Origin of the sequence: Pseudoalteromonas luteoviolacea (assembly GCF_000814765.1) — a bacterium.
GTDB classification, from domain to species: Bacteria; Pseudomonadota; Gammaproteobacteria; order Enterobacterales; family Alteromonadaceae; genus Pseudoalteromonas; species Pseudoalteromonas luteoviolacea_H.
Window position 1 is genome coordinate 617,625 of the sequence record NZ_JWIC01000007.1, and the last position, 25,778, is coordinate 643,402.

Annotated in this window: 21 protein-coding genes and 1 tRNA gene; 12 read left to right on the forward strand and 10 right to left on the reverse strand. The window is 40.9% G+C overall.

Going from position 1 to position 25,778, the window contains the following annotated elements; genetic code table 11:
- Nucleotides 1-155: 155 nt before the first annotated feature.
- The 3 genes from JF50_RS17040 to JF50_RS17050 all read right to left on the reverse strand — a co-directional run bounded on the left by JF50_RS17040 (nt 156) and on the right by JF50_RS17050 (nt 3,770).
- Nucleotides 156-2,105, reverse strand: a complete 1,950-nt coding sequence (locus JF50_RS17040) for a dockerin type I domain-containing protein (protein WP_039610594.1) — start codon at nt 2,103-2,105, stop codon at nt 156-158.
- A 262-nt stretch (nt 2,106-2,367) separates the two neighbouring features.
- Entirely contained in the window at nt 2,368-3,009 is a 642-nt protein-coding gene (locus tag JF50_RS17045) for a response regulator (protein WP_039610595.1), read from the reverse strand.
- 377 nt (nt 3,010-3,386) lie between these two features.
- Nucleotides 3,387-3,770 carry a hypothetical protein gene (locus JF50_RS17050; RefSeq protein WP_039610596.1) on the reverse strand — a complete coding sequence of 128 codons (384 nt, stop codon included), beginning with the start codon at nt 3,768-3,770 and terminating at the stop codon, nt 3,387-3,389.
- A gap of 394 nt (nt 3,771-4,164) precedes the next feature.
- On the opposite strand from JF50_RS17050, the gene JF50_RS17055 reads away from it, so the two are divergent.
- On the forward strand, nt 4,165-4,899 hold the full coding sequence (locus JF50_RS17055; RefSeq protein ID WP_052262389.1) for a substrate-binding periplasmic protein: 735 nt from the start codon (nt 4,165-4,167) through the stop codon (nt 4,897-4,899).
- A gap of 9 nt (nt 4,900-4,908) precedes the next feature.
- On the opposite strand, the gene JF50_RS17060 is transcribed toward JF50_RS17055, so the two are convergent.
- Complete coding sequence (locus tag JF50_RS17060) at nt 4,909-5,805, reverse strand: LysR family transcriptional regulator (protein ID WP_039610597.1); 897 nt, start codon at nt 5,803-5,805, stop codon at nt 4,909-4,911.
- Between the two features lie 120 nt (nt 5,806-5,925).
- Here JF50_RS17060 and JF50_RS17065 point away from each other — a divergent pair, with 120 nt between their 5' ends.
- The 3 genes from JF50_RS17065 to JF50_RS17075 all read left to right on the forward strand — a co-directional run bounded on the left by JF50_RS17065 (nt 5,926) and on the right by JF50_RS17075 (nt 7,071).
- Nucleotides 5,926-6,453 carry an NADPH-dependent FMN reductase gene (locus JF50_RS17065; protein ID WP_039610598.1) on the forward strand — a complete coding sequence of 176 codons (528 nt, stop codon included), beginning with the start codon at nt 5,926-5,928 and terminating at the stop codon, nt 6,451-6,453.
- Between the two features lie 149 nt (nt 6,454-6,602).
- A tRNA-Ala gene (locus JF50_RS17070) sits at nt 6,603-6,678 on the forward strand.
- A 66-nt stretch (nt 6,679-6,744) separates the two neighbouring features.
- The gene (locus JF50_RS17075) at nt 6,745-7,071 is read left to right on the forward strand and encodes a cupin domain-containing protein (protein ID WP_039610599.1); all 327 of its coding nucleotides are present in this window, start codon (nt 6,745-6,747) and stop codon (nt 7,069-7,071) included.
- Here the strand turns inward: JF50_RS17075 and JF50_RS26250 are convergent.
- The gene (locus JF50_RS26250) at nt 7,051-9,438 is read right to left on the reverse strand and encodes a hybrid sensor histidine kinase/response regulator (protein WP_052262390.1); all 2,388 of its coding nucleotides are present in this window, start codon (nt 9,436-9,438) and stop codon (nt 7,051-7,053) included. The genes JF50_RS17075 and JF50_RS26250 overlap by 21 nt on opposite strands.
- Nucleotides 9,439-9,716: 278 nt before the next feature.
- Nucleotides 9,717-10,184 (reverse strand): DUF3293 domain-containing protein, encoded by a 468-nt coding sequence (locus JF50_RS17085; protein ID WP_052262391.1) that lies wholly within the window; start codon nt 10,182-10,184, stop codon nt 9,717-9,719.
- A gap of 236 nt (nt 10,185-10,420) precedes the next feature.
- Between JF50_RS17085 and JF50_RS17090 the strand changes: the two genes are divergently transcribed.
- From JF50_RS17090 to JF50_RS17105, 4 genes are all read left to right on the forward strand, one after another.
- Complete coding sequence (locus JF50_RS17090; protein ID WP_039610600.1) at nt 10,421-11,527, forward strand: type 1 glutamine amidotransferase domain-containing protein; 1,107 nt, start codon at nt 10,421-10,423, stop codon at nt 11,525-11,527.
- A gap of 365 nt (nt 11,528-11,892) precedes the next feature.
- Entirely contained in the window at nt 11,893-12,309 is a 417-nt protein-coding gene (locus tag JF50_RS17095) for a winged helix-turn-helix domain-containing protein (protein WP_039610601.1), read from the forward strand.
- A gap of 266 nt (nt 12,310-12,575) precedes the next feature.
- Nucleotides 12,576-13,286 (forward strand): response regulator transcription factor, encoded by a 711-nt coding sequence (locus JF50_RS17100; protein WP_052262392.1) that lies wholly within the window; start codon nt 12,576-12,578, stop codon nt 13,284-13,286.
- Between the two features lie 3 nt (nt 13,287-13,289).
- Entirely contained in the window at nt 13,290-14,543 is a 1,254-nt protein-coding gene (locus JF50_RS17105; protein WP_039610602.1) for a sensor histidine kinase, read from the forward strand.
- 44 nt (nt 14,544-14,587) lie between these two features.
- Here JF50_RS17105 and JF50_RS17110 read toward each other — a convergent pair whose 3' ends face one another.
- Both JF50_RS17110 and JF50_RS17115 read right to left on the reverse strand, forming a co-directional pair.
- On the reverse strand, nt 14,588-15,220 hold the full coding sequence (locus tag JF50_RS17110; protein WP_039610603.1) for a hypothetical protein: 633 nt from the start codon (nt 15,218-15,220) through the stop codon (nt 14,588-14,590).
- A gap of 146 nt (nt 15,221-15,366) precedes the next feature.
- On the reverse strand, nt 15,367-15,993 hold the full coding sequence (locus JF50_RS17115; RefSeq protein ID WP_039610604.1) for an arylesterase: 627 nt from the start codon (nt 15,991-15,993) through the stop codon (nt 15,367-15,369).
- Here JF50_RS17115 and JF50_RS17120 point away from each other — a divergent pair.
- Both JF50_RS17120 and JF50_RS17125 read left to right on the forward strand, forming a co-directional pair.
- On the forward strand, nt 15,992-16,711 hold the full coding sequence (locus tag JF50_RS17120; RefSeq protein ID WP_039610605.1) for an ABC transporter ATP-binding protein: 720 nt from the start codon (nt 15,992-15,994) through the stop codon (nt 16,709-16,711). The genes JF50_RS17115 and JF50_RS17120 overlap by 2 nt on opposite strands.
- On the forward strand, nt 16,701-19,205 hold the full coding sequence (locus tag JF50_RS17125) for an ABC transporter permease (RefSeq protein ID WP_039610606.1): 2,505 nt from the start codon (nt 16,701-16,703) through the stop codon (nt 19,203-19,205). The genes JF50_RS17120 and JF50_RS17125 overlap by 11 nt, the downstream gene beginning before the upstream one ends.
- Nucleotides 19,206-19,256: 51 nt before the next feature.
- Here the strand turns inward: JF50_RS17125 and JF50_RS17130 are convergent, their stop codons facing one another.
- Together JF50_RS17130 and JF50_RS17135 are read right to left on the reverse strand one after the other, a co-directional pair.
- Nucleotides 19,257-20,045: a penicillin-binding transpeptidase domain-containing protein gene (locus JF50_RS17130; protein ID WP_039610607.1), complete on the reverse strand. Its 789-nt coding sequence runs from the start codon at nt 20,043-20,045 to the stop codon at nt 19,257-19,259.
- A 120-nt stretch (nt 20,046-20,165) separates the two neighbouring features.
- On the reverse strand, nt 20,166-21,032 hold the full coding sequence (locus tag JF50_RS17135) for an AraC family transcriptional regulator (protein WP_039610608.1): 867 nt from the start codon (nt 21,030-21,032) through the stop codon (nt 20,166-20,168).
- A gap of 501 nt (nt 21,033-21,533) precedes the next feature.
- Between JF50_RS17135 and JF50_RS17140 the strand changes: the two genes are divergently transcribed.
- Together JF50_RS17140 and JF50_RS17145 are read left to right on the forward strand one after the other, a co-directional pair.
- Nucleotides 21,534-24,509 (forward strand): TonB-dependent receptor, encoded by a 2,976-nt coding sequence (locus JF50_RS17140; protein WP_235423460.1) that lies wholly within the window; start codon nt 21,534-21,536, stop codon nt 24,507-24,509.
- A 346-nt stretch (nt 24,510-24,855) separates the two neighbouring features.
- The gene (locus JF50_RS17145; RefSeq protein ID WP_039610609.1) at nt 24,856-25,329 is read left to right on the forward strand and encodes a YbaK/EbsC family protein; all 474 of its coding nucleotides are present in this window, start codon (nt 24,856-24,858) and stop codon (nt 25,327-25,329) included.
- The last annotated feature ends 449 nt before the right edge of the window (nt 25,330-25,778 follow it).

The window sequence follows — 25,778 nt, forward strand, 5'->3', positions numbered from 1 at the left end:
TGTAAATACAGTGTGTATGTTGCACTTTGTTTTGTTTGAATTTTCACTTTTTCTCCTTATTTCTTGCACAATGAGTGCGATGCATAAGTTGATGTACAGTTTATTCTTCAAAGCCCAATTTCGGCTCAAGGGCAACCTATCTCGCAATGGCTAAGTTAGGGGTTAATAGGTTGATCGCCGAATTTACCAAAATGTTTTCCCAGTAGAGTTAAGTCTTTTATGTTGATTTGACCGTCTTTATTAAAATCAGCAATAAATAGGTATGTAGGTTCACTGGCGTGCGAACGGTAATGACTCATGAATAACGTAAAGTCGGCAATGTTAATGGCATTATCTTGATTTACATCGCCAGGGATAAGCGCGATTTCGCCAAAATGGATGTCCTTTTGGCCTGTTTTAAAGTGATATTCTGCTTTCGCTGTCAAAAATCCAGGTGAAGATATTGTCAGTAGACCAGGTGTTAATTGCGCTTGAATATAAAAGCTGCCATCCGGCTTTATGGCTACAGGTTGAGTGTTGTAAGTGAGCGTGATGTCTTGATAGTCGGCATTTTCAGTGAGCGTTTTAATGTTGCCAGTCAAGATCACGGATTCATAGATGGTCAGTGAGTGAGCAGCGCTGTGTTCAAACATCAGTGAGCCATCTTCACCGGTAAACTTGGTTTCGATACGCAGGCTTACTTCTCCCGTTTGTTTGGCTAATAAAGTTGCTGTGGCAAATTGACCCTCGCCAGTTTTTGCTTTGTGCGGTGGGACTAATGTCGCAGAGGCTTCCCAACGGGCATCGGAATACTGCAATGGACTATCGAGGCGCTCATTTTCAGGGATGAAGCTACCAAGGTGACCACCTGAAAAACTGGCTTTTTTAGGCGCGTTGACTGTTATGATGGCTTTAATGCCATAAATATGACTACCTTGCACGTCAAGGTTGAGTGGTATCGTATCCCCTTCGTAGATTGGGCCTGTTGGCAATGTGGGGATCACGCTATTTTTCGGGCCGCTTGGCAGTTGATATTTTTGTATGTGCACAGTCCACTCATCATTGTTATTGGGACTGCTTAGCCAACTAATGGCGAATTGCTCATTTGATAGCGCTGTGAGGTTGGGCAGTTTTTGAGACCCTTTTACGGTATCATTGACTTGAAACGCATCGCCAAGCTTATCGCCATTTTGATTAAAAGCTTGTGCGAAAACACCTAAGCCATCAGCATCTGGGGCGGTCCAGGTAACGACCAATGCACCAGAATCTAGCACGGTGATCTTTGGCTGTGTATGAGTTGAGCTGGATGTATTTTGCACTAGGGTAAAGTTTTCTCCGGCGACACTGCCGTCGGCATTGAATCTTTGTCCATGGATCCCGTAGGAATCTGAGTGGACATCAAAACCCCGCCATACAACCAAAAACCCACCATTTGGCAAGTGCTGTATGTCAGTGTCTTTGCCATTGGTTAGCCCCTCTCTATTAATTCTAAGTTCTTGGCCAAGAGGCTTGTGGTTTGCGTCAAATCGGCGCACGTAGATGTTGGATGAAGCCGCCCAAGTCAGTACAAAACTATTGTCATCAAAGGCAATGAGAGAAGGGTTCTCCCGATAAAGTTTTTCATTTGAGCTGATAATATCAATGCGCTGATCAAATGGAATACCAGAAGGAGAAAACGCTCTTGCATACACCACTGGGTTTTGCCTATCTCTATCACCCCACCCGATGATAAACCAGCCGTTTTTTAAGGCCGCGGCTCTGCGATTGTAATTATTTACAGGTGCAGTAATGGGGGTCAATTCAAACTCGCTGGAAGCAAAGCTCCCATCGTGATTTAACTTACGTCCATTGATACTTCTAACCCAATAGTTCTGCCATGTAACCAGGAGTTTACCATCTGTCAGAGGCAAGATATGGGGGGCTCTCGAAGCTCTTTTCGCATTGGTATTTATACGAGTAGGATGGCCTATTTTGACATTGTTTTGATCGTATCTTTGTCCATATATATATGAATTCCCAGATATTTCAGCGGTCCACAAAACAATGTAACCCCCTTCATTGAGCGAGGTGATTGCAGGCATTTGATCTAGCACTTGTGAACGGTATTCAATGTCGACTGTTTGCATGTCCCCCACTTTTACTGGGGAATGTGCTTCAGTCAGAATTGGCAAGCCACATAGTAGTGCTAAAAGGGAATGTTGAGAGTAGGTCACAAATTTGGATTTGATGGATGTTATACAATTTAGGTGCAATGGCATTAGCTCTTTCCCTAGCATCATTTGCAATCAATGAGCGCGTTCAACGTAATAGTAAAGCCGGCAGGATAGTGCTCAGTAACAAATAGAGAAATAGGGTATTTACCCTAAATAGGGAAAGATATGTATAGTTTTATAAAACAAGGCCTTCTTTGACGGCAAATCGCACTAACTCGGCCGTTTTATTTAATCCAAGCTTTTTCATAATCCTGGTACGGTGATTATCAACGGTCTTAATTGAGATACATAAGCGTTCTGCTATTTCGCGATTAGTAAGACCTGAAGAGATATGAGTAACAATTTCTTGTTCTCGGGCCGTGAGAATAAAATCCTTAGCACAGAGCTGGTATGCTTCTAGTTTTGTTTTTAAGCGTGGGCTTATGAATTGCTCTCCATTACAAACGTGCTTTATGGCTTGCGTTAACGTGTTAAATGCGTCACTTTTGGGAAGATAAGCGTGTGCGCCTGCGGCAAAGGCGCGGTTTATTATTTTAATATCTTCATGCATGCTAAGAAAGATAACTTTGGTGCTAAGTTGACGCTGCTTTATTTTATGGCATACCTCTAAACCACTCATGTTACCCATTGAAATGTCTAAAATTGCAATCTCAGGCTGGAGAGTGTGAATACATTGCCATGCCTGTTCGCCGTCTTCGGCATCGAAGATGGCGTTGCTTATATTCGCTTGTACGATAAGAGCGCGGATCCCTTGTCGTACTAGGTGATGATCATCGGCAATCAAGATATTTAGCCTGTGTCCGAACCCGTAATTCATTGTACTTCCCTATGCACGATAGTATGGTGCATCTTCTATGATATATGTAAGTGTGTTAACGCATTGAAAAAAACGAGTGTTTCTAATCCTTAATCATTGGTTTTATTAGTTTTTTATGCGCTTTAGAAAGATTTTATACGCTCTGTAACCGCAAATAAATACAAGTCCATGATTGGCTGAAACCAACTGTTCTATCAGTTAGGAATAATAAGGCATCAAGTTGAAAGGATGTCGCGAGTGACATGAAAGCCGAAGAATATTTTATTGACTAGGTAAAGCTCTGTCAGCTAAAAGGAGCACCGTTTAAGATGCTCCTCTCTATGGGTCACGAAAAAATATTCTAACCGGTATGAATACTTTTCGTGGGTCTAAAGTGACTAGTAAACAGTCATATAGTTGACCGCTACATCTCCTTCTCTATACAGGCCATGTTCTTGATTGAAATTCACATCAATCGTGACCTTTGCATAGTCTGTTTGAAGCGAGTAGTTGCCACCACTTGGCGTCGAGTAAGTGCATTCAGTTTTAGCATAAAGGTATTCTGCCTGCATCGGTGTCACGAAGTAATTGATAACTTGAGTATGACAGTCGTGGAAGCGATAGCCTGCTTCTTTAAGCTGTGTTCTGATGGTTTGATACTTACGACCATATTCAAGCACTTCTTGAACACTCGCATAACCCGCTTCAGTAGGTAGCTCTTCAGCTGAAACATTTGCAGCGGCAGCAATGGCAATTAGTGAGAATAATACGCCAGTTTTCATAGTTTGTTTCCTTTTCTTGAGAATAAAAAGCCATATAGGCTGGTAAAAAGTTTTATGTACGAGGATGTTTTTGTCGTGCGGTTTCCTTCACAACATAAAACTGCAAAGCAATTGCTTTGCGTTCGCACACTATTATTAAACGAATTAATGAATATAATATTTATGATTAAAGTCAAAAAAATGAAGAAAAAATTTAATTACTTAAACTTTTGAGCATTAAATAGCCAAATTATTTCTATGTAAGAATTATTGTTTCTTTTTGTTTAGTGTTGAAATTAGCCTTGTTTTTAAATAGGTAATAAACAGTCTGTTTTTTGCTTAAATAGTGCACTTACTCATAATGTCTGTGAAAATTATGCTAAGTTGATAAAGGGTGTGTTAATAAGAGGCCATTATGCGCGCTTGGCTTGGCTTTATCATTTTTCTATATTCATCTGAGGTGGTCTGTGAGCATTACACCGTGTTGGTTTACCATGGTGCAAATCCACCTTACAACTATATATCTGGCAATGAGCAAGCGGGTATATTTAGTCACTTGTTTAATCGGTTGGGCACATTGACGGGCCATACCTTTGAGCTAGTGCCTTGGTCGGTTGCCAGAGGGCAAAAGTTATTTGATATGGGTAAAATTGATATTGAACCCGGCGTTAACCCCAGTTGGCGGACTCAAAGTAGCAACCCGGGGATTTATTCTCTGCCTTATGCCTATTCGCGTGAAGTGGTTTTAGGGCGAGAAGATGAAAGTGTTACAGACAACCCTAAAACCTTTTATGGCTCTGTTTTTGGCAGAGTAAGAGGGTATCGATACGGGGAGTTTGAATCTCACTTTGGGCTCATGAAAATCATGGTCTATGACAATGTCTCTGAAAAGGAGTTGCTTGCTCAACTGGCTCATCAGCGTGTTGATTTTATTATGTTGGGAGACGTTACAGCCGCTTATTATCAACATCGTTATCCCGATTATGCCAATTTTAAGGTGGTATACGAGATCAGCCGTTTACCAGTACATATGCGATTACAACCACACTTAACGCAATTACAGCGTGAATTAAATAACGCATTGAAAACAATGATAGACAATCAAGAGATTGAGGCCATTTATCATAGCTATGGCACCAGCTCAAAATGACCAAGACTGTTACACCGCAAGTTGCTCAGAGAGTAAGTCGATAAAGTATCTGACTTTAGGTGACAAATGCTTTCTGCTTGGGTAAACAACATACACGTCGACGGGTTTTTGCAGGTATGATTCAAAAAGCACCTCTAGCTGTCCATTTTTGATGGCATCTACAAGATAAAACTCTGGTAACCGAGTGATGCCAACACCATCAATGGCCATGGCCGCTTGCATCTTTCCATGATTGCAATTGACACGTTTACGTACATCAACAGTAAAAGATTTGCCAACTTGATCGGTAAACTCCCATCGATCAGGGGTTTTTAAATTACTATAGCAAACACAGTGGTGCTTAGTGAGCTCTCTTGGGTGATATGGCTTTCCATACTGTGCGATATAATCAGGGCTCGCAACAACGAGAGTTCGACATTGATAAATGCGCTTACAGATAAGGGTTGATTCTTCGAGCTTAGTGGTCGCTCGAATTGCCAAGTCATATCCATCTCCTACAACATCAACTGCGCGGTCGTTGAGATCCCACTCGATGGTGACGTTAGGATACTTTTTCAAATACTCTGTCACTGCAGGTCTCAAATAGTCAAGGCTAAATGCGACCGGGCAACTGATTTTAAGTACCCCTTTGGGTTTGTTATCTTGGTGAGTGAGTAATTGCAGAGTTTGCTCAGCATCTGAGATCAGCTGTACACAGTGTTGAAAGTATATCTCACCGTCAGGTGTTAACGCCAAGGTGCGAGTTGTTCTGTTCAATAGCCGCATGCCGAGGCGTGCCTCTAGGCGGTTGACGACTTTACTGACATGAGACGGGGAGTGCCCGAGTTGCTGCGCAGCTTCTGCGAAGCTATTGCATTGCACAACTTTGGCGAAAACTTGGATACCTTCAAATAGATTATAATTCATATGGAAATAGTAACTTTACATTTGCCCTATTAATGTTTATTAAAACTTAATCTACACTGTTTGTCATCAGGTTGAGCAAGTATCCTCGACTAAAATAGAACAGTTAAATTGGAGAACGTTATGAAAGTATTAGCATTTGCAGCAAGCAGCAGCCGTCAGTCAATCAATAAAACACTGGTGGAATATGCAACATCTAAGATTGAGCAGGCTGACGTAGAAGTTTTGGATTTAAACGATTTTGAAATGCCGATTTATAGCATCGACCGTGAAAAAGAGAGCGGTATCCCAGAACTTGCGCAAAAGTTTTATGACAAAATTGGCGAAGCAGATGCGATTGTAATTTCATTTGCTGAACATAATGGCTCTTACACTGCAGCGTATAAAAATATCTTCGATTGGACATCTCGTATCAACATGAAAGTGTATCAAGATACGCCAATGCTATTATTGGCAACTTCTCCAGGGCCAGGTGGTGCACAAAGTGTACTGAATGCAGCAGTAAACTCTGCCCCTTATTTTGCAGCTGATGTGAAAGCGCATTTGTCAGTACCCAGCTTCTTCGACAATTTTGATTTAGAGACACAACAACTTACTAATGTACAGTTAAGCGAAGCTTTGAATAGCGCATTAACACAGTTAACAAACTAGCACGATGTGTTTGTTCCCAATGAAATTGAAAAAGTAGCTGAGTAAATCGGCTGCTTTTCTTTTTATAAGGTAAAACATTAGTTATCAAATAAAATACAAAAACAGCTTTACAAATTAATAAGATATAATAGAATCTTAGTCTCTAACTTGGGGCTATAGCTCAGCTGGGAGAGCGCTTGCATGGCATGCAAGAGGTCGGCGGTTCGATCCCGCCTAGCTCCACCAAGTCTTACCTATCTAGCATTTTATCTGCACTTTTAAATATTGTGTTAACGAGTTAAAGGCCACCCCATGAGTAATGGAAAACAAAATGTGTTCAATGCACTGCCAAGCGATCTGACTGACGAATTTTTTGAAGTGATCGCAGGTAATGGTGATGTGAAAATCGAACGCATTATTTCAAAAGGGCATGCATCGCCAGAAACTGGATGGTATGACCAAGCGCAGCATGAATGGGTAATGGTAATGCAAGGCGAAGGTGAACTGACGTTTGAAGATGGTCGAGTTATCAGGCTTGGGGCCGGAGAGCATATTAATATTCCAGCCCATTGTAAACATAAAGTCAGTTGGACACAGCCTGACACAGAAACAATTTGGTTAGCTGTTTTTTATTCCTAACCATTTACTTAAAATGGATTCTAACTTGGTCATTTCGACCGGTTTTGCAATAAAATCATCCATGCCGGCACTGTAATAGGTAGCAATATCTTCTAAAAAGACATTCGCCGTGATGGCGATAATGATCATCTGACTGTGTTGTGGGTGTGCTCGGAGTTGTTTAGTTGCCTCAATACCATCCATCTTTGGCATATGCACATCCATTAGAATGAGATCGAAATAATCTTTATTCACTTTTTCTAAAGCTTGTACGCCATCTTTGGCAACGTCGACACGTAGACCCAGTTTTTCTAACATCGCACTGATCACGACTTGATTTATGGCGTTGTCTTCTGCAAGTAAGATATGCCCGCTTAATTGTGCACATTGATCTTCAGCGGATCGAGTTTGATCTATTAAACAGCAAGGCGCGTAGGGCCAAGTAAATGTAAAAGTGGATCCCTCATTGGGCTTGGACTCACATAAGATGATGCCACCTGCGAGGCTGACAAGTTGTTGGCAAATACTGAGACCAAGGCCCGTTCCTCCGAATCGTTTAGTGGTACTGTCATCTTCTTGGCAAAAAGGGTCAAAGATTTTATCCTGCTGATCTGGCCTAATGCCTATGCCGCTATCTTTGATTGTGAACAGTAATTGCTGGCCATCTTTTGGATTGAGTTGAATGAAAACAGAGATCTCACCTTGTGCTGTAAACTTATAGGCATTACTTAACAGGTTCAGCAGGACTTGTTGCAGCCTGTGTTGATCGCTGGCGATCTCAAGCGGCGTATTGGGCGCAATGGTATAAGTCATGTAAATGGGCTTGGAGTGCGATCTGTTTTGCGTTAATTGAATTAGGTGCTCGATTGTACTTTTGAGTTCAAACGGCTCCGCATACAAACTGATCTGTCCTTGCTCTAATTTTGAGATATCTAAGATATCATTTATTAACGTTAATAAATTACTGCCTGATACATTGGCCAGTTTTAATAGTTGTTTTTGTTCTTCACTAAAGCTTGCTTCTTGCTCTAGTAGTTGGATAGTACCTAAAATACCATTCATTGGCGTTCGAATTTCATGACTCATGTTCGCTAAGAATCGGCTTTTGGCAGAGACCGCAAGTTCTGCGTCATGCATGGCTTTTTCCAACGCTTGGGTACGCTTTTCTACTCGCTTTTCTAGGTCACTTTCTCTTGCAAAAATGGTGTCGCGCATAGACTCGAACGTTCGACTTAACTCGGCTATTTCGTCGTCTCCTTTAATTTTAAGGTGAACATCATATTGTCCCTCTGCCAATGAGTTGGCTGCACGAGTCAGCTTAGAGATGGGGCTATACAGCCGATAGGCAATCCACCAAGCAACTAGCATGCTGAGTAATGTGGCCAAAATTAGCGTGATAAGCAGTTTCTCTTTGAGCATTTCAACAGAAGCAAACACGACCTGCTCGGGTAATACGACCGCTAGGCTATAATTTGCTGAAGGAACCGGGGCGTAAAAGACAAAAGCTTGGGTTGACTTATCGAGCATGAATTGTCCGTGCCCTTCAAATCCTGCAATCATTTTTAATCCAATCGCTTGTAAAGCCGAATCTCTTTCTTTCGTTACACGGGTAATGATACTGGTTTTTTCTCCAATATCATTGAGCACATATTTACCATCAATGTATTGGTGTTGAACGGTTTTCTCTTTGTTCCAGTGATACATGTACACACCAGTACTTGAGACCAGCATAAATTTAGTTTGTTTGCTAAATTGCTGAAGTACATGATCATGGACATTGGTGATCAGTCGATCAATTTCTCGCCACGCAATGCTGCCACCTATCAGCCCTACTACTTGATTGTTGGTACCTAAAATAGAAGCGGCAACAACAATCTGTTTTACGCCTGTGGTGTAAGAGATCATAGGCTCAGAAACATAAACTCGAGGCTGATCGTCGATATTGTTACTCACAGTGTGTTGCCAGTAATCACGCTTAATGATGGTTTTATGCTTTGAATGCGGATCTGAATCATCAAAAGTGCGACGCATACCTTGATAGGGGTTACCCCCTTCTGTGTTATGAAAACTTCCATCGGCTCGCCCTAAAATGAACTTTTCATAAATGTTGTGATGTGATTTTTTTTCTGTTTGGAGTATTGGCTTTATCTGTTCAAAGTTCATAGAACGCACAGTCGGTTGACGGGCTAACGTGGCTATTTCAGACTTTCGCTGGGAGAAATACGCATTGAAAATGGCGGCTGCGTTTAAAACTTCAGACTGTGCAGCCCTGATGCTCATTTCTCTGGCTTGCTGTGCACTATGGATCATGGCTATCAAAAACATGATCAGCATAGGCATCAGTGCTGTGATGGCTAACACGAGAGGAAGTCTGGTTTTGAGCTGCATAGGTACTGCTTTACGATTTATTTAACTTTAATTTTAGTCAAGAATTGAGTTGCACGGAGAAAAACTCAGTATGTCTGTGGGGAATTAAATAAAAGTCTTAATTATCAATATTTTATTTTTTCTATGTCTTTGTTGTTGCTTTAAGATTTATTATTCTAAATCAATAAAACTTGTGTGTTGAGATGCTACTGTAGTATTGAAAAGCGAAAGGAAGTCATAAAAATTAAAAACAACCATTCCTTTCATTTAGTCATATTGTTCGTATGAAAATAAAATGGTCATATTTGTGCTGTATTTTTAATAGGTAAAGTCATGCGGTTAATTCGTGAAGTAAATAATGTATCCAGCACACAGTTTTGTTCAAGGTTGTCACTATTGTATAAGGTAATCCTATTGTTATCTAAAAAGTAGAAAGCTCGCTGATTAAATCGAATGGATATTTTTTGTGCAAGATGAAGAGAAATATCTACTGAAATACTGAGTTCACGATAAGACATGTCATAATTACCGCCAAATAAATAATGTATTGGCACATTTAGACGGGACAAAGAGGTAATATTTTTTTTCTGAGTTAGCTTATTTTCTTTTTTAGATAAAATATCAGCGTGTGAGTTCCATAGGCTAATAATTGCGCCGTTCATATAATGAGCGATGGGTGAAAAAGGGTAAAAATAGACATCTTTATATAAATGCCATAACGACGTTGGAATGAAATCATTTTTTATATTTTTGTCTATATCATTCATTGTTCATATTTCGATATTTTAAAATCAATTTATAATTACTGTTCGATCTTTAAAGGTAGAATTTTTACACCAAAATTAAGTACATCATTTTTTATTGTATTACTCCAAAAGTATGGGAATACAACGCTGCACAATGACGAGATTATTTTGTTTTACCTAACGCTATTCTATACACTTCACGGTCCTTTCACATCACACATTCTATTGTAACACTCTCAACCAAAAGGAGAGTCGTTATGAAAAAAATTGCATTATGTGCAGGTTTATCAGTTTGCAGTACGTTGGCATTTGCAAAAGCGCAAAGCAATGTTTTGATTGTACTTAGTAGTTACGGTGAACTTAACCCGCAGCAAAAATTGGTTAAGCCGGGCTATGAGTTTGGAGAATTAGCTAAGGCGTATTATGTATTTAAGCGCCACGGTATTGAAGTCACATTGGCGTCTCCTCATGGTGGTAAGCCTGTTGCAGACGAATATGATAAAGCTGCGATGTACAACAAAAGGTTTTTAAATGATGAGACTGCTGTCTCTGCGTTATCGCAGACCCATAAGCTCGATGAAATAGATATTGATAAATACGATGGTGTTTTTGTGGTGGGTGGTAAAGGCCCAATGTTCGACCTATATCAAAGTGAGCCACTGAAAAAGATAATAGCAAAGTTATATGAAAATCAGGGGGTTATCGGGGCTGTCTGTCATGGGCCTGCGGCATTAGTCGATGTTAAATTAAGCGATGGTAGATACTTGGTCGAAGGTAAACGGATTAATGGTTTTACCAATGCAGAGGAGCATGCGTTTGGGTCAAAGTGGCTGAAAGACTTCCCATTTTTACTGCAAGATAAATTAACCGAACGAGGGGCTAAATTCGAACAAGATGCTGTGATGCTGAACCATGTAACCATTGATGGCAGCGTGATCACCGGACAAAACCCATTTTCGACCGTGGATACTGCACGTGCTATGGTTGACGCTATGGGAGTTGAATTACTTGAAGCACAATCTTATCAAGATGATGCAACCGTTAAATTGTATGAGTTATTTTTACGAGACGACAAAGCAGCCATTGATAAGTTAGAACAAGCGCCACAAGATTATGACGTAAAAATGCTTGCGATGGTGGCTGTAGTTCAAATTAATAATGCGACCAGTGAGTTTCAGGTGAGCGCCAGTGCAAAATTATTAGAGTACATTTTACCTAAGTTTTCGCACCCTGCGATAGCCATGTCTTTGGCAAAAGCTTTGGTTCGATTAAACCAACCGGAGAAAGCACTTGAGGTGCTAAAAGTGAGCGCAAAACAGTTCCCTGACAATCAAAAAATAAAATCTTTTATTGCATCTCTGTGAGTAAAATTGAGGGCCTAATTTTTGGCCTTTTTCTCTAAAATTACGAAAAAAATACTACATCATGAATTTTCTTAATACGGGTGAAAAAAGTCTAAATAATCGACTGTCATCAATACCGGAATAAACTGCAATTTTATAAAATAAAGCGTGCGTTTTTTGTTCTCATATGTGTTTTTTTTGTATAAAACTTGTTTAATTCAGGTTGATCAAGAAGCTTTTTTGTTTCTTTTATGGACAATTGGGTAATATGTTTCTATTAACAAAAGTCATGTGAAAATATGACTTAATTCATTCCAATATACCTATATGAGCGATAAAATAAAGGTGCTTTTAAAGTCATATATAAAGGAAGTATATTGTTGATCATGAATTTAAGTGATAAAGAAAATACTGACTTTACCTTTGCGGTATTTGGTCATTATGCACTGAATAAAAGGAAACGTTCGTTAACATTCTGCGGTGAACGGGTGAAAATTGAACCCCTGATCTACGACTTGTTAGTTTACTTTATTCAGCACAGGGATCGCGTTATTAGCCGCGATGAGTTGTGTCGAGAAATTTGGCAACAAGAATATGTTGATAACAATGCGATAAACCGGGCTGTGTCAGAGCTTCGTCGCAGTATTTCAAAGCACAACCTTGAAGGTGAAGTAATCAGAACTCATTACAAAAAAGGGTACAGTTTTAATTTAAACGTGAAACTTGACCCGCGTCCCAGCCTATTTCAGTGGCTGTCACGACTGTTTAGTCAGTCCCCAATGAGAAAAGGAAAGTTAACGTAAACAAGCACAAAGGTACATTTAGCATAAGCAAATTTTGCTTAACTATAAAAATAGGTATAAAAATTTTCATATTTCGTGCTTAGGTTATGAGTAAGTGTTGCTTACTTAAATAAGGGCTTTTTTGAGAATAAGCCACCTTCAAAATATTGCTTGGTAAAATAGTGTGTTCACACATCTAATTTTTACCAAGCGCTTTGTTATTTCACACCCACTTCACATGTCTCCATGATAAGCTGTTCGCACTTTGATAATTGAGTGGTATCAGCATGGAAAGACACGCCTCATCGCGCAGTGCTCAGGAGCAATTTAAAGTTTTAGTGGTAGAAGACAATCATGAGATCAGTTGCAATATTGCTGAGTATTTTGAGCCGTTAGGGCTGATTTTAGATTTTGCTTATGATGGTCAGCAAGGAGCACAGCTTGCTATGGACAACTACTATGACTGTATCATTTTAGACATTATGTTGCCGAAAATGGATGGGTTGGCGGTGTGCGAATTTCTGCGCACCAAAGCAAACAGACATATTCCCATTATTATGCTGACTGCACGTGATGCGCTGAATGACAAGCTGGCTGGGTTTAATATGGGAGCAGATGACTATCTGACTAAACCCTTTGCTTTAGAAGAGCTGTATGTAAGATGTTTGGCGTTAGCTAAGCGTCACTTACTTAACTGCGAAAAAACCTTACAGATTGGTGATGTGAGCCTGAATGCGCAAACACAAGAAGTGAAGCGTGCTGGACAAGTGATCGTTTTGCAGCCTATTCCACTAAAAATCTTACAACTACTCATGGAACACCACCCTAGACCTTTAAGTCGCAGTGAGCTGTGTGACAAAATTTGGGGGGATGATCCAACCGACTCTGATGCGCTTCGTTCTCATATCTATCAGCTTAGAAAGGCCATAGATAAACCCTTTGATACCGCAGTGATTAAAACAATTCACAGTGTTGGTCTGGCATTGGATACAGTATAACTTATGAAAGCACGTCAATTACGCACTAGGATCATCGCTTATTTTGTTGGTATCTCTTTATTTATCAGCATATTATTTGGGTTTGTGTGTTTCTTATTCGCATATACGATAGAAGACCATTTATTCAATGTCATCCTCAAAGACGAAGCCGCTTATGTTTCGAAGCAACTGAGTGTGGGAAACATACCTCAACCGAGGTTAGAATTTATCCAATATTTAGAAAACAAAGAGCGATTACCTGAGTTTATTAAAAATACACTTGTTGAAGCCCCTGGGGCTAGGGAGTTTTCATCTGAGGGAGATAAGCACTATCACCTAATGTGGTTGGATCAAGGCCTGTTGTTGGCAGAGGTGAGCGAGCAACTGGTTGTTCGAAAAATTAAGCTCGGTATGTTTAATTTTATGCTGGTAGCACTGTGTATTGTGTTGGTCGTGGCTATTTTATTGGCCTATCTGTCATTAGCGATGGCGAAAAAACTACTGACCCCTTTGGATAAGCTAGTTGATATTGTGGCGCAAGCACCAGTAGAAAAATTACCGCAAAACTTTTCTGATCAATTCGTTAATGATGAGATTGGCGGTTTTGCGCGCACCTTAGAGCAGGCATTGGATCGTATTCGTCAATTTATAGACAGGGAACAGGCTTTTACGCGAGACGCATCACATGAGCTACGTACGCCAATCGCGGTGACTCAAGGTGCGCTGACACTACTAAAACAAGAAATGCTTAATGATAAGCAACGTGCATTGGTAGAGCGTGCTGCGGCAGCGCAAGAGCAAATGGCGCAAAGCGTTGAAATATTGTTAGCACTGGCAAGAGAAGAAACCATTCAACAGACCGATGTCACGTTATTGCCTATTGTTGAAAGCTGCGTTTTACAACAAGTACATAAAATCGCCGATAAAGATATTACGGTTGACATTGATATACCAAAAGAAGCAACGATCTCACTTGGTGAGAGCCCACTCAGCTTGATATTGAGTAACTTAATTGGTAATGCATTTTCACATGTAAACCAGGGCTTGGTCACAGTGCGCTTTTCACACAATACGTTGAGTATCATTGATACAGGGGAAGGGATCCCTGAAGATATTCAAGCACGTATTTTTGAGTCTGGTGTAAAAAGTGACAGCAGCTCAGGGCTTGGTATGGGCTTATCTATTGTTCATAGGTTATGCCAAAGGTTGGATATTGACTTATCGCTTGATAGCAGTGAGCACGGAACGGCATTCCACCTCACTTGCGTGTCTTGTTAACAGCTTAAGGCATTTGCCTCAAGCTTGTTGTCTTGTGAATGCGTCTACTTTGGATTTGATGAGACTTGTTTGACAAGCCCCTTGTTGAGGAGTTCTTTGGTAATGCGCTTAGATATTAATGAAGCCATGGTTTTGTTGTGATTAAGCATGCCTTGTTGTGCATTGATTGCACCTGTAGCGACCATCACTTTACTTTGGTCACCCTTATCAAATAGGGTAATTTTAAACGTATCTACTAGATGTACAGTTGTTGTACGTGATGTATAACTTGTAGTTGGCGTTGAATACGAAGACTGGTTAGATAAATATGAAGGTTCAGTATGTGTGGTGGTGTGATGCGATATGTTGCGCTGTTGTGAAAGTAGCTCTATTTGCAATCGTGCTTGTGCCCCTGTTTTTGCAAATGTTTGTTGCCAAGTTTGCTGATCATACTCTCGTGTCGGAGCAAAAGTGTCGATTGCTTTTATACACTGAACTGAACTTAGCTTAAGATTGATTTGTTTACACACGCGCTCTTCGATAAGTGTTTTCGCTTTTAAATCAGTGACGGCTACTTCAACCATTAAGCTTGAATACTGAGTGGATCTAAATTGCGGATCTACATAGCTTTGCATATCAATCGATGCGCAGCCAGACAAAGTCGCCATCGCCATGCCAGTTACAAAAACCTTTTTCATTTTCATTTCCTTAAGATATAACTTCCTTAGAAGGGAATTGTTTTATTTTTAAACGGATCTGTGAATACTTAATTTGTAATGAAATTGTACCCAAAATGTTGTTTTAGGTGTATAGGTTATTGTTATTTAAGTCATTTTTTGGGTTGTTATGATTTTTTCAACCAAGAATCAATTTGCGCTTCCATAAAGTCTCTAATGAGCGGCTGAGCTTTTTCATTGGGGTGTAGGTTATCATTTTGCATTAAAGTTTTGTCTACGGCGACTGGCACCATAAAGTAATCCATTAGGTATGCTTCGGTCTCTTTGGCGACTTTCTGGTAGTTGTCCGTAAACATTTTTGTGTATCTTGGGCCTAAATTAGGTGGAATTTGAATCTCCATGAGTGCGACCTTTGCGCCACTGTGCTGGCTTTTTGTTACCAGTTGAGTTAAGTGTTTACGAATAAGTTTGATTGGAAACCCTCGAATACCATCATTACCCCCAAGCTCAATCAGTACGTGGCTAGGCTGGTGGGCTTTTAATTGTGCGTCAATGTTCAGCAATGCGTTGTCTGTGGTTTGCCCTGATACGCTCATATTGATCAATAAGATCGATTTTTTCTGTTCAACGTACTTATTTTGTAACAAATTAACCCAATCTTGGTCTTGTTTAAGTCCGTAACCCGCACTTAAGCTATCACCTATGATCATAATTTTAGTTTCGTTTGCGACAGCGCTAAAAGGCTGATAAAGGCAGGCGAGGAACAGCATAAGTTTTAGGAAAATTCGAATCATGTCAGTACTTTCTCAGTTAAATGTTATTCAAGTCAAAGGGCTTAACAAAACAGTCAGTACCTTTGAAGGTGACTTAGATATCCTTAGCGATATCAATTTCACTGTCAAGTCGGGAGAGTCTGTTGCGATCGTCGGCACATCCGGTTCTGGTAAATCAACGCTATTGAGCTTACTTGCAGGGTTAGATACGGGGTCTGCTGGCGAAGTCTTTCTCGATGGCGCGGCGCTCAACAAGCTAGATGAAGAAGAAAGAGCACGCTTGAGAGCTGAAAAAGTGGGTTTTGTATTCCAATCATTTATGTTGGTACAAAGCCTGACAGCGCTTGAAAACGTCATGCTACCAGCTGAATTGGCCGGTGACAGCGGCGCTAAGCAGCAAGCCAGTGAGTTACTCGATAAAGTAGGTCTTTCGCATCGCGTCAGTCATTATCCATCGCAATTGTCTGGGGGGGAGCAACAACGTGTGGCAATCGCACGTGCATTCATTGGTTCACCTAAAATACTCTTTGCGGATGAGCCTTCAGCGAACTTGGACAGTAAAAACGGTCATTTAATAGAAAAGTTGTTATTTGATCTGAATAAGCAAAATGGCACCACCTTGATATTGGTTACCCATGACGAAGCATTGGCGCAACAATGCGATCGTATTATTCACATTGAAGGCGGGCAGTTAGAAAAAATCCGTGATGGTGAAGGAGCAACAGTACATGTGGTTTAAGTTAGCACTTACTTTATTTTGGCGCGAGTTACGTCGGGGTGAGTTAACCATTATCTTTGCGGCAATCGCGCTTGCGGTACTGACGGTATTCAGTTTGTCATCGGTGACTGAGCGTATTCGTCTCAATATTGAGCAAAAGTCGGCAGATTTTATCGCGGCAGATAGACGCTTGGCGAGTAACCATCCGCTGAATGAAGCGTTTATTACAGAGGCACAAAGTCAGGGATTAGAAACCGCAAAACAGATGTTTTTTGATTCGATGTTATTCGCCAATGATGAGCTGGTACTCGGTTCAATCAAGGCGGTATCCCAAGGTTATCCGCTTAGGGGAGTTGTGACACTCAAGGATAATTTTGAGCAAGTTGACTACGACATTCGAGGTGTGCCTGAGCAAGGGGAAGTTTGGCTCAGCGAGGGGATGTTTTATAGTTTAGGGTTGGCCGTTGGAGACGAAGTTGAAATTGGTGCAGGTATTTTTAAGGCCAGCAAGATCTTAGTCAATGAGCCTGATGCCCCGTTTTTCTCTTTAGCAGGTAACAAGCGAGTGCTGCTTAACTACAATGATATAGAGGCAACGCAAGCAGTCCAGCCTGGGAGCCGAGTATTTTATCGCATGTTATTCGCTGGAGATGAAGCGACTTTAACCAACTACTACGCTTGGCTAAAACCGCAAATGCGGGATAACCAGAGATGGCAAGGGATCAAAGATCGCCAATCACCGCTTGGTGAAAACTTAGAGCGTTCGGAGCGCTTTTTATTACTTGCGGGTCTATTTGGGATCATGTTGGCAGCGGTTGCCATGGCAGTGTCTGCGAAGCGTTATTGTGAGCGTCAGTATGACCCTGTCGCGATGATGAAAACCTTGGGGGGCAGTCGCGCGACTATTCGCAATATCTTTTTGTTACACCTGTCGATGGTCACTTTATTCTCAGTCGCAATTGGGTTGGTGATTGGCTACATATTGCAAGCGGTCGCAACGGATTATTTGGCCAACTTTATGGATACACAGCTACCACTGGCGGGTGTTAAACCATGGTTTTTAGCCATCACCATTGGCATTGTCTGTGCGTTGATGTTTTCTTTAAAACCGTTGCTTGATCTATTTGATATTCCTCCATTACGGGTATTACGCCGCAATCTAGGTGATAAATTGGCTGTGAGCCGCATTCATATGGCGTTGTCTGTGAGCACTATTTTTGCGCTTATGTGGTTTTTCAGCGGTGAATTAAAAACCACATTATTGCTATTTGGTGGTACAGCTATCCTGATGTTAGTGCTATTCGGTGTGTCTAGGCTCTTGTTCAGTGCTGGGAGGAAGTTGGGGCTAAGTCCTGGCAGTAGCTGGTCTTTGGCCATTGCAACTTTGCAAAAACGTGCCAATGCGAATGCGGTTCAGTTGATAAGTTTCGCACTGGCTATCAAGTTGATGTTGTTTTTGTTTGTGTTGAAGAATGATTTGATCTCTGACTGGCAAATGCAGGTTCCAGAGGACGCGCCCAATGCATTTTTGATCAATATCGGCGAGTCAGAAGTGGAGAGAATTGAAACGTTTTTTGCACAAAATAATATTTCTCACGCTGATTTCTTCCCTGTTTTCCGTGGTCGAGCAAATGCCTTAAATGGTGAAAAATTTGCTCGCAGTGCGTCAAAACAAGAAGGAGAAGAACAAGATGAAGAGGCAGCACGCGGTGCTGGCCGGGAGCTTAATCTGACTTGGATGACGACGTTGCCAGAAGGTAACGAAGTCGTGGAAGGTACATGGTTTGAGCAAAATAGTGCTGAACTTGAGGTGTCGATCTCAAGAGGGATGGCTGAAGGCATGGGGATTGAAGTTGGTGACACACTGAGCTTCTTAGTGAATGAGCGCAGTTTTGACGCCAAGGTAACCAGTTTACGCAGTGTGGATTGGGGCTCACTGAAACCGAACTTCGTTATGATCTTTAATCCTGTTGTTGCCGGACAATTCCCTGTTACTTATTTCACCGCCGCGCAGTTTGCTGATGGCGATGAAAAAACAGTGAGTAAGCTGTTAAGGGAACATCCGACGATGAGTATGATCGATATTAAAAGTCGGTTAGAGCAAGCCCAGTCAATGATTGCCCAAGTTTCATTGGCGATCAGCTTTGTGTTAGCCATTGTGTTAACCAGCGGTGCTTTGGTTTTGATTTCTCAGGTGCAAGCAAGTTTAGCTGAGCGTATGCAGGAAATTGTGATTTTGCGCACTTTAGGTGCCAGAGGTCGGCTTATCAAGTTAGCTACTTTATATGAGTTTTTACTGCTCGGAGCATTGGCTGGGTTTGTTGCTGCGTTAGTCAGTGATGTGACTTTGCTCATCATACAAAGAGAGCTGTTTGAAGTGGAAGGTAAGTTACATCCCTACATTTGGCTGTTAGGCCCTTCGAGCGGTGCGCTCTTTGTGGCGCTGATAGGTTACTTCATGGTAGCCAGTACCATGCGACAAAATACCCAAGGCTTACTTAGGAAGTTAGCTTAGGCCTATACAAAAAGAGGTAACGGTGTTACCTCTTTTTACTTCAAATTTAGCTTATAAAATCCCCAGTTCGCTGAGCGTTGCTTTTGCCTTATTGACGCGTACTTTCACCATGTCGTTAAATGTCGGCGCATACATATTAAAAGCAAAATAATGTGTTCCTTGTGCGTTTTTAACTTTGCCTACATACCATCCTACATACGTTTTTTTGGCAATGGGGCCAGTACCCGTCTTGGCAAATAGGGTATGTTCTGGGGAGGCTTCTTGCAAAAAGATGGCATCAAATGTTTGGTAAGTATGTGCACTTAATCCCAAAGTTTTGTTATCTAGACGGCGTAGGAAATCGACTTGTTCAAATGCCGAAATTTGCATACTCGAATTCAGCCAAAAGCTATCCAGTGGCCCTGTAACATCTTGATTGCCGTAATTAAACTGAGACAAAAACGTCTTGATTTCTGGTTTGCTGAGTGTCTTGGTCCAAGTTTGATATAGGGGTAAAACCGAGTAACTAAATGCATCGCGTAATTTGATGTCTTCTTCTTGCCATTTGACTGGCCACCACTTTTTCGGAGGATACTGGCTGGTATCTACTTGGTACGTTGCTTTGGTATTGATTTTATTTTTCTCAAGCAAAATGAGCGTATTGGGAATTTTATAGGTTGAAAATGGACTAAATGGCCGCTCGGCGCGAGATTTATTGATAACTTGCCATTTATCAGATTGTTCGCTGTACACCACCATCGTACAAGGGTCACCTTTGCGACACCCCTCCTCAGAGTATGCTAAATGAGAAGTTGAAAGCGCCAATCCAAAAATGACTCGTGAAGACCATTTAAATCGCATAATTTGCCTTGGTTTTATGATTGTTTGGTGCGCAATTTACAAAAGATATACTGACTTTTACCTGAATCATGAGAGTAAATAGAAGATGTTAGACCAATTTAAAATTGGTCTAACAGGGCACTACAATAGCGCTTTATGTTGAATACGAGAACGAAACTGACTCGGTGTACATGCTTTAATAGCCAGAAAGCGACGATTAAAGTTTGATAAATTATTGAATCCGCATTGGTCGCTGATCACGGTTATCGGTGCTTTGGAATTGATAAGCAATTTGCAGGCTTTGGCAATGCGCAGTTGATTAATAAATTCGGTCACTGTTTTTTCTGTACGTTTTTTGAAAAAGCGATGGAAATGATTGGTGCTCATATGTGCTTGTTCTGCGAGTAGGTCTGCATTTAATTGCTCTGTATAGTTTTCATAAATAAAGTTGATTACTCGGTCGAATTTATCTTTAGCAGGATCTTGTTGATTAGCATAGTTAAACTCCATACTTGATAGAGTGTCATAGTCACTTGTCGCCATTTGATTAAGCATGTTAAATAATAATACATAGCGTTCCAGTGGGTTTGCTTCAGCCATTTTGATAAATAGCTGCTCGGATGTTTTGGCCAAGTTTTTACTGAATTTTAATCCGCATTTGGCTTTGTGAAGCAAGGTGTGTAGGCTTTCAAATTCTTTGTTTAATCTGAGTTGCTGCTCTAACCAAAGGGCAGGTATTTGTGCCACATACACTTTTTGCATACTGCCATCCATGTTTGGCTTTGATTGCCACGTATGTGGAAGCTCAGGTCCAAGCAATACTAAATCATAGTCTGAGAAAGGGGCAATATAGTCACCAATATGGCAAACCCCTTTGCTGTTTAGGGTAAGACAAATCTCGTACTCTGGGTGATAATGCCAATTAAATGGAATTTCATTTAATTGATATAAACAATATCGCCAAGAGCAATTGGTTGAGGGAATGATTTTTTCACACATCGCTCTCATAATATTATCCTTAATGTTTATCTTTGTTTGTTATTAAAGTATTTCTGAGCACATGTTTTCGGAGAATACACCAACGTTAAAGTTGGTTATCCTTATTCTTCTTTTACATATAATTAAATAATTTATCACCTTTCGACTATATGGTGATACATTTCAAATCAATCATGATACTTATCTACCCACTTTAATTTTGACTAAAAAAGCACTCAAATTCAGCGGATATAACGCTAAAAAGTGATCATTTTGCGATGACAGCGCTGTTTATTGATAGTTTTGTACCTGTATGGGATAGAAAATGCAAACATCTTGACGCCTGTGCTGCTCAAATAGGTAGTGAACGAAATTAGAGTTGTTAATTTTAAGTAGCATTATAGCTAAGTGATTTTTTCAGTAGCTCTGCATTATCGAGTGACTAGGTCAATGTACTTACTTGGTGTTAAGTATTGAGTTTTCTCTAATTTTCTTTTGCAAAAACAGATAAAAAATAGATCAGAGAGAATCATGATGAAACAAAATTTATCTCCATTTAGATTGTCGCAAGTGTCTTTTGCCGTTTTAGCCAGTATTTTGCCTCTCGGTGCGATTGCAGCGGATACTGGTGTGCAAGCAGAGCAGGTTGAAGTCATTGAAGTACGCGGTATTCGAGCTTCAACTGAAAAAAGCTTAAATACAAAACGCTTTGCTGATGGCGTGGTTGATTCAATTACCGCTGAAGACATAGGCAAGCTACCTGATGTGACCATTGCTGATTCACTGCAGCGTGTACCGGGTATACAGATCCGACGCAGTGCAGGTGAGGGATCGACTATTAATGTACGAGGTATGCCTCAAGTCACAACATTACTCAATGGTGAGCAATTTTTAAGTGCGGGGTCAATTACTGAGGTTCAGCCTGATTTTACTGATATTCCTTCAAGTTTGGTTGGTGCGATGAATGTAATGAAGTCGCCAACTGCGGATACGCTAGCAGGCGGTATTTCTGGCACGGTTGATTTAATTACTCGCAAGCCATTTGATCTGGAAGATGGTTTCAGTGGTGCGGCATTGCTTGAAGCGTCCACCGGTTCTTATTCTGAAGAAACGGATCCTAAATTTATGGTGTCGGGCGGTTACAATGGCGACCGGTTTGCCGTGTTAGCGACCGTTTCATATGATGAAGCAAACCTGGCCAATTATCGTTTTGGTGCCCTAAATGACAAATGGGGTTACGCGCCATTTGAGAATCATGAAAAAGTAAAATGTTGGTACTGTCCGAAGACAGATATGAATGGGGATGGGGACTCGGATGATGCCGAATTTACGTATGTAAACTACGGTATTATGAACCGCTTTACTGAACGGGAGCGTTTAGGTGCAACGGTCAGCTTCCAAGCGCAATTAAGTGATAATTGGACATTAAGTAGTGATGTATTTTACACCGATATGGACGATGCAGATCGTCAAAAAGGGATCACCGCAGATAATGCATGGAGCGGTCATTGGGATTGGCAAGAACAACATGATCCAATCAATCGAGGTCAATTAGATAACGGCCATAATTTGTATACTGCGCAAGATATTACGCTACATGCGCCCCGCGTTGTATCGCACTCTGAAAGTCACACAAATAAACGCGAATCAACCAACTTTAATTTTGAACTAGAGTACAAAGGAGATGGCGACTTTTCGGGTAAAATACGGTTTATTACCGCAGAGGCATCGCGCAGCCATACAGAAAATGTTGCACAAGGTTATTTAACCAATGGCCTTGCTCATGGTTTGAGGCGAAATGATGGTACTGGTGCAATTGCGGTAAACCCAGGCGGATATGGCCCAGAACCTGTCCCAATGCGCCTAAATTATACTGGAAAACATCCTACGTTACGTGGTCCGGAGCAATTGCAAGGTGAGGCATTTGGGTCAAATATCGACCGTTACGCGATAGTGTCAACATACTCTGAAAATAACTATGACGAAGATGCGAATTTAGACATTTTACGTTTTGATGGTGAATATTTGTTTGATTTTGGCCATTTAGAAAAAATGTCATTTGGTTTGCGTGCAAGTCAGCGTGATGTGACTCGCGAGCAATATGTCTTATTGGCACCATTCTCTAATCCAGTCGGAGAAGGGAGCGTCAATGTTATGTGGAAAGACCAAGGGTTGGCTGCATTTGACACTGATGGCAACGGTGAGCTTAATACGGAAAAAGGGGATATCACGATAAGCGCAGATAACCCTCTAAACTTTAGTGGTTTACCAAGTGGTTGGGTATCAAAGAGCGGTGACTTTGGCCCTATATCTATGAATGAGTATTACTTTATTGATCCTCGCCAGCTTGATGATCATTTTGGGTTTCAAAATGCTTTATACGCGGGCAATATCAAAGGCGGTGTACCGGGTAGTTCATATACTGTTGAGGAAATGACTCAATCAATTTATTGGAGTGCTGATCTTTCCAATGATTTTTATCGCGCTAATGTGGGTTTTCAATATATAAAAACTGAGCTGGATATACTCCAAAACGTGGTGGGAGAATCTATTTGTTCAAACTGTCCTGGGTCGGTCGCTACGGATGGTGGTGATATTGTTACAGATCGCTCGTTCAATGACTTTTTACCTGCTGTGAATGTCGCATTTAATCTCAGAGACGATCTGATTTTGCGTACATCATGGGGTAAGACCATGACACGTTTGGATCTTGAGGCAATTGCAGGGGGGTTGAGTATTAGCCGTGCGCGAGCAGGGGATGACATTGCAGCTGAAGAGGGCGTGAGTCCAGACTTATTGATTGCTACAGATGCACAGATGCAGGGTAATCCAGACCTTGACCCTTGGCGTGCAGATAATACTGATGTGACATTAGAATGGTATTTTTCTTCAAGCGGTTTAATGAGTGTTGCCTTATTCAAGATTGACTTAGAGTCGTTTATTGAATCAGCGCAATGGCAAATACCTGCTGAAGATGGCGACGGTGTGACTCGTCGCAATGTCAATGTAAATGGACAGGTTAATGGAACTGGTGGCACGATGGAAGGTGCTGAGTTTAGTTACCAACAAGCTTTTGATTTCTTACCTGGATTTTGGAGTGGCTTTGGTGCAGCGTTTAACTACACCTATTCAGAAAGTGAAAGTGGTAAGACAGGGTTTGGTGGAGAATCGCTCCCATTAGAGGATAACTCTAAAGAGTCCGGTAATGCTGTTTTATGGTATGAGCAAGATGGTTTGCAATTTAGGTTAGCTGCAAACTATCGTTCTAAACGTTTACACACGGTATCGACACCAGGTGGTATGGGTAATGTAGGGATTTGGACCGAGCCAACAACCTATATTGATATGTCGGCAAGTTATGATATCAATGATTCTCTGACCGTTTACATGTCTGGCAGTAACTTAACGGAAGAATATGAATCACAGTATGCGCAGTGGAAAGATAACCGTATCGCCCAGAACATTTATGAACGCCGCTTTACACTAGGTGTGCGTGGACGTTGGTAGTGATGTATTTCCTTTAATCATTAAAACCTGAAAGGCCTATCGGCCTTTCTTTTTTGCTAAACGGCTCACAACATTCCCCCCTATCTTTAATGGCTTCTTTAGCGCTTTTATATTCAATCACTTGCATTCTGTGAATTCATATTTGATTGTGAAGTAAGTCATTGATGATAAAAGTATCCATTTTTATGGCGATATGTCAGTATTGATTGAATTTTATTCACCACATGGTGTGTGGAAAAGAAAATTATTTACTACTTAGCTTTCTGGGTCAGGCTTGAACAATTGCATTTTTGAAAGCGAGTAGTTGAGTAATGGCATTAAATTAAATGATTAATTAAGGAAAGATATGAATTTAAGTAAAAGTGCACAGCGTGTTCAAGATGCAATTATTGCGGCAGGGTGCAAATTTTCAGTTGTTGAGTTGCCTGGTAGCACAAGAACGGCAGATGAATCAGCAATCACCATTGGTTGTGAGTTGGGCCAAATCGTTAAATCACTTATTTTTAAAGGCAAAGAGAGTGGTAAGCCTGTTTTGGTGCTGGTGAGTGGAAAAAACAGAGTAAAAGAAAAACGAGTCGCTCAGTGTTTAGGTGAAAAGTTAAGTAAGGCAGACGCTGACTTTACAAGAACTGTAACCGGGTTTGCTATAGGAGGCATACCGCCATTAGGTCACTTAGAGCCTCTTATCACCTTCATAGATGAAGACTTGCTAGAGTATGAGACTGTGTGGGCAGCTGCAGGCACGCCTCATGCCGTGTTTTCTCTGCCATCGTACAAGCTACCTGAATTAACGAGCGGGCAAGTAATTACAATTAAATAGTACGTATAAAGGTGATGCTCACTTAAACTGTCCTTTGTGCAATCGGGCTTCCCCTTACTCATTATGCCCCTATTTGGGGCTTTAAATTTTTTAATACAGATGGCGCTTTTTCAGAAACTAAAATAGCAGATAACTCAATCGACTAAGATACCAACCTAAATTCCATCAAGCTCAAATTTCATATCATGCTGCACTGAAAGAGATGCGCCCAAGTTATATTTTGACCCGCTATAATTAAAGTAATAAACAACTTATTTTTACATTTGAATCAGTTACGTTTTGACTCTCAGTTAGATAAATTGACACCCTAAATAGGAATTTTATTGAATAGTTTATCTTGTGATTTTCTGTGAGCTTGAATTGTATTGATAAAGGTTTGAAAAGTGCCTCAATATTCGTTTATTTGACGGCAAACTAACCTTATTTGACGAGTTAAGGTGATGGTGGAT

Bases quoted from the DNA above. Each gene is read 5' to 3' on its own strand.
- JF50_RS17050 (WP_039610596.1), bottom strand. From the start codon at position 3,770: ATGAAAACTGGCGTATTATTCTCACTAATTGCCATTGCTGCCGCTGCA.
- JF50_RS17135 (WP_039610608.1), bottom strand. From the start codon at position 21,032: ATGAGAGCGATGTGTGAAAAAATCATTCCCTCAACCAATTGCTCTTGG.
- JF50_RS17045 (WP_039610595.1), bottom strand. From the start codon at position 3,009: ATGAATTACGGGTTCGGACACAGGCTAAATATCTTGATTGCCGATGAT.
- JF50_RS17130 (WP_039610607.1), bottom strand. From the start codon at position 20,045: ATGCGATTTAAATGGTCTTCACGAGTCATTTTTGGATTGGCGCTTTCA.
- JF50_RS17085 (WP_052262391.1), bottom strand. From the start codon at position 10,184: ATGAATGATATAGACAAAAATATAAAAAATGATTTCATTCCAACGTCG.
- JF50_RS26250 (WP_052262390.1), bottom strand. From the start codon at position 9,438: ATGCAGCTCAAAACCAGACTTCCTCTCGTGTTAGCCATCACAGCACTG.
- JF50_RS17145 (WP_039610609.1), top strand. From the start codon at position 24,856: ATGAATTTAAGTAAAAGTGCACAGCGTGTTCAAGATGCAATTATTGCG.
- JF50_RS17100 (WP_052262392.1), top strand. From the start codon at position 12,576: ATGGAAAGACACGCCTCATCGCGCAGTGCTCAGGAGCAATTTAAAGTT.
- JF50_RS17090 (WP_039610600.1), top strand. From the start codon at position 10,421: ATGAAAAAAATTGCATTATGTGCAGGTTTATCAGTTTGCAGTACGTTG.
- JF50_RS17065 (WP_039610598.1), top strand. From the start codon at position 5,926: ATGAAAGTATTAGCATTTGCAGCAAGCAGCAGCCGTCAGTCAATCAAT.
- JF50_RS17120 (WP_039610605.1), top strand. From the start codon at position 15,992: ATGTCAGTACTTTCTCAGTTAAATGTTATTCAAGTCAAAGGGCTTAAC.
- JF50_RS17115 (WP_039610604.1), bottom strand. From the start codon at position 15,993: ATGATTCGAATTTTCCTAAAACTTATGCTGTTCCTCGCCTGCCTTTAT.
- JF50_RS17110 (WP_039610603.1), bottom strand. From the start codon at position 15,220: ATGAAAAAGGTTTTTGTAACTGGCATGGCGATGGCGACTTTGTCTGGC.
- JF50_RS17055 (WP_052262389.1), top strand. From the start codon at position 4,165: ATGCGCGCTTGGCTTGGCTTTATCATTTTTCTATATTCATCTGAGGTG.
- JF50_RS17040 (WP_039610594.1), bottom strand. From the start codon at position 2,105: ATGCAAACAGTCGACATTGAATACCGTTCACAAGTGCTAGATCAAATG.
- JF50_RS17075 (WP_039610599.1), top strand. From the start codon at position 6,745: ATGAGTAATGGAAAACAAAATGTGTTCAATGCACTGCCAAGCGATCTG.
- JF50_RS17105 (WP_039610602.1), top strand. From the start codon at position 13,290: ATGAAAGCACGTCAATTACGCACTAGGATCATCGCTTATTTTGTTGGT.
- JF50_RS17060 (WP_039610597.1), bottom strand. From the start codon at position 5,805: ATGAATTATAATCTATTTGAAGGTATCCAAGTTTTCGCCAAAGTTGTG.
- JF50_RS17095 (WP_039610601.1), top strand. From the start codon at position 11,893: ATGAATTTAAGTGATAAAGAAAATACTGACTTTACCTTTGCGGTATTT.
- JF50_RS17140 (WP_235423460.1), top strand. From the start codon at position 21,534: ATGATGAAACAAAATTTATCTCCATTTAGATTGTCGCAAGTGTCTTTT.
- JF50_RS17125 (WP_039610606.1), top strand. From the start codon at position 16,701: ATGTGGTTTAAGTTAGCACTTACTTTATTTTGGCGCGAGTTACGTCGG.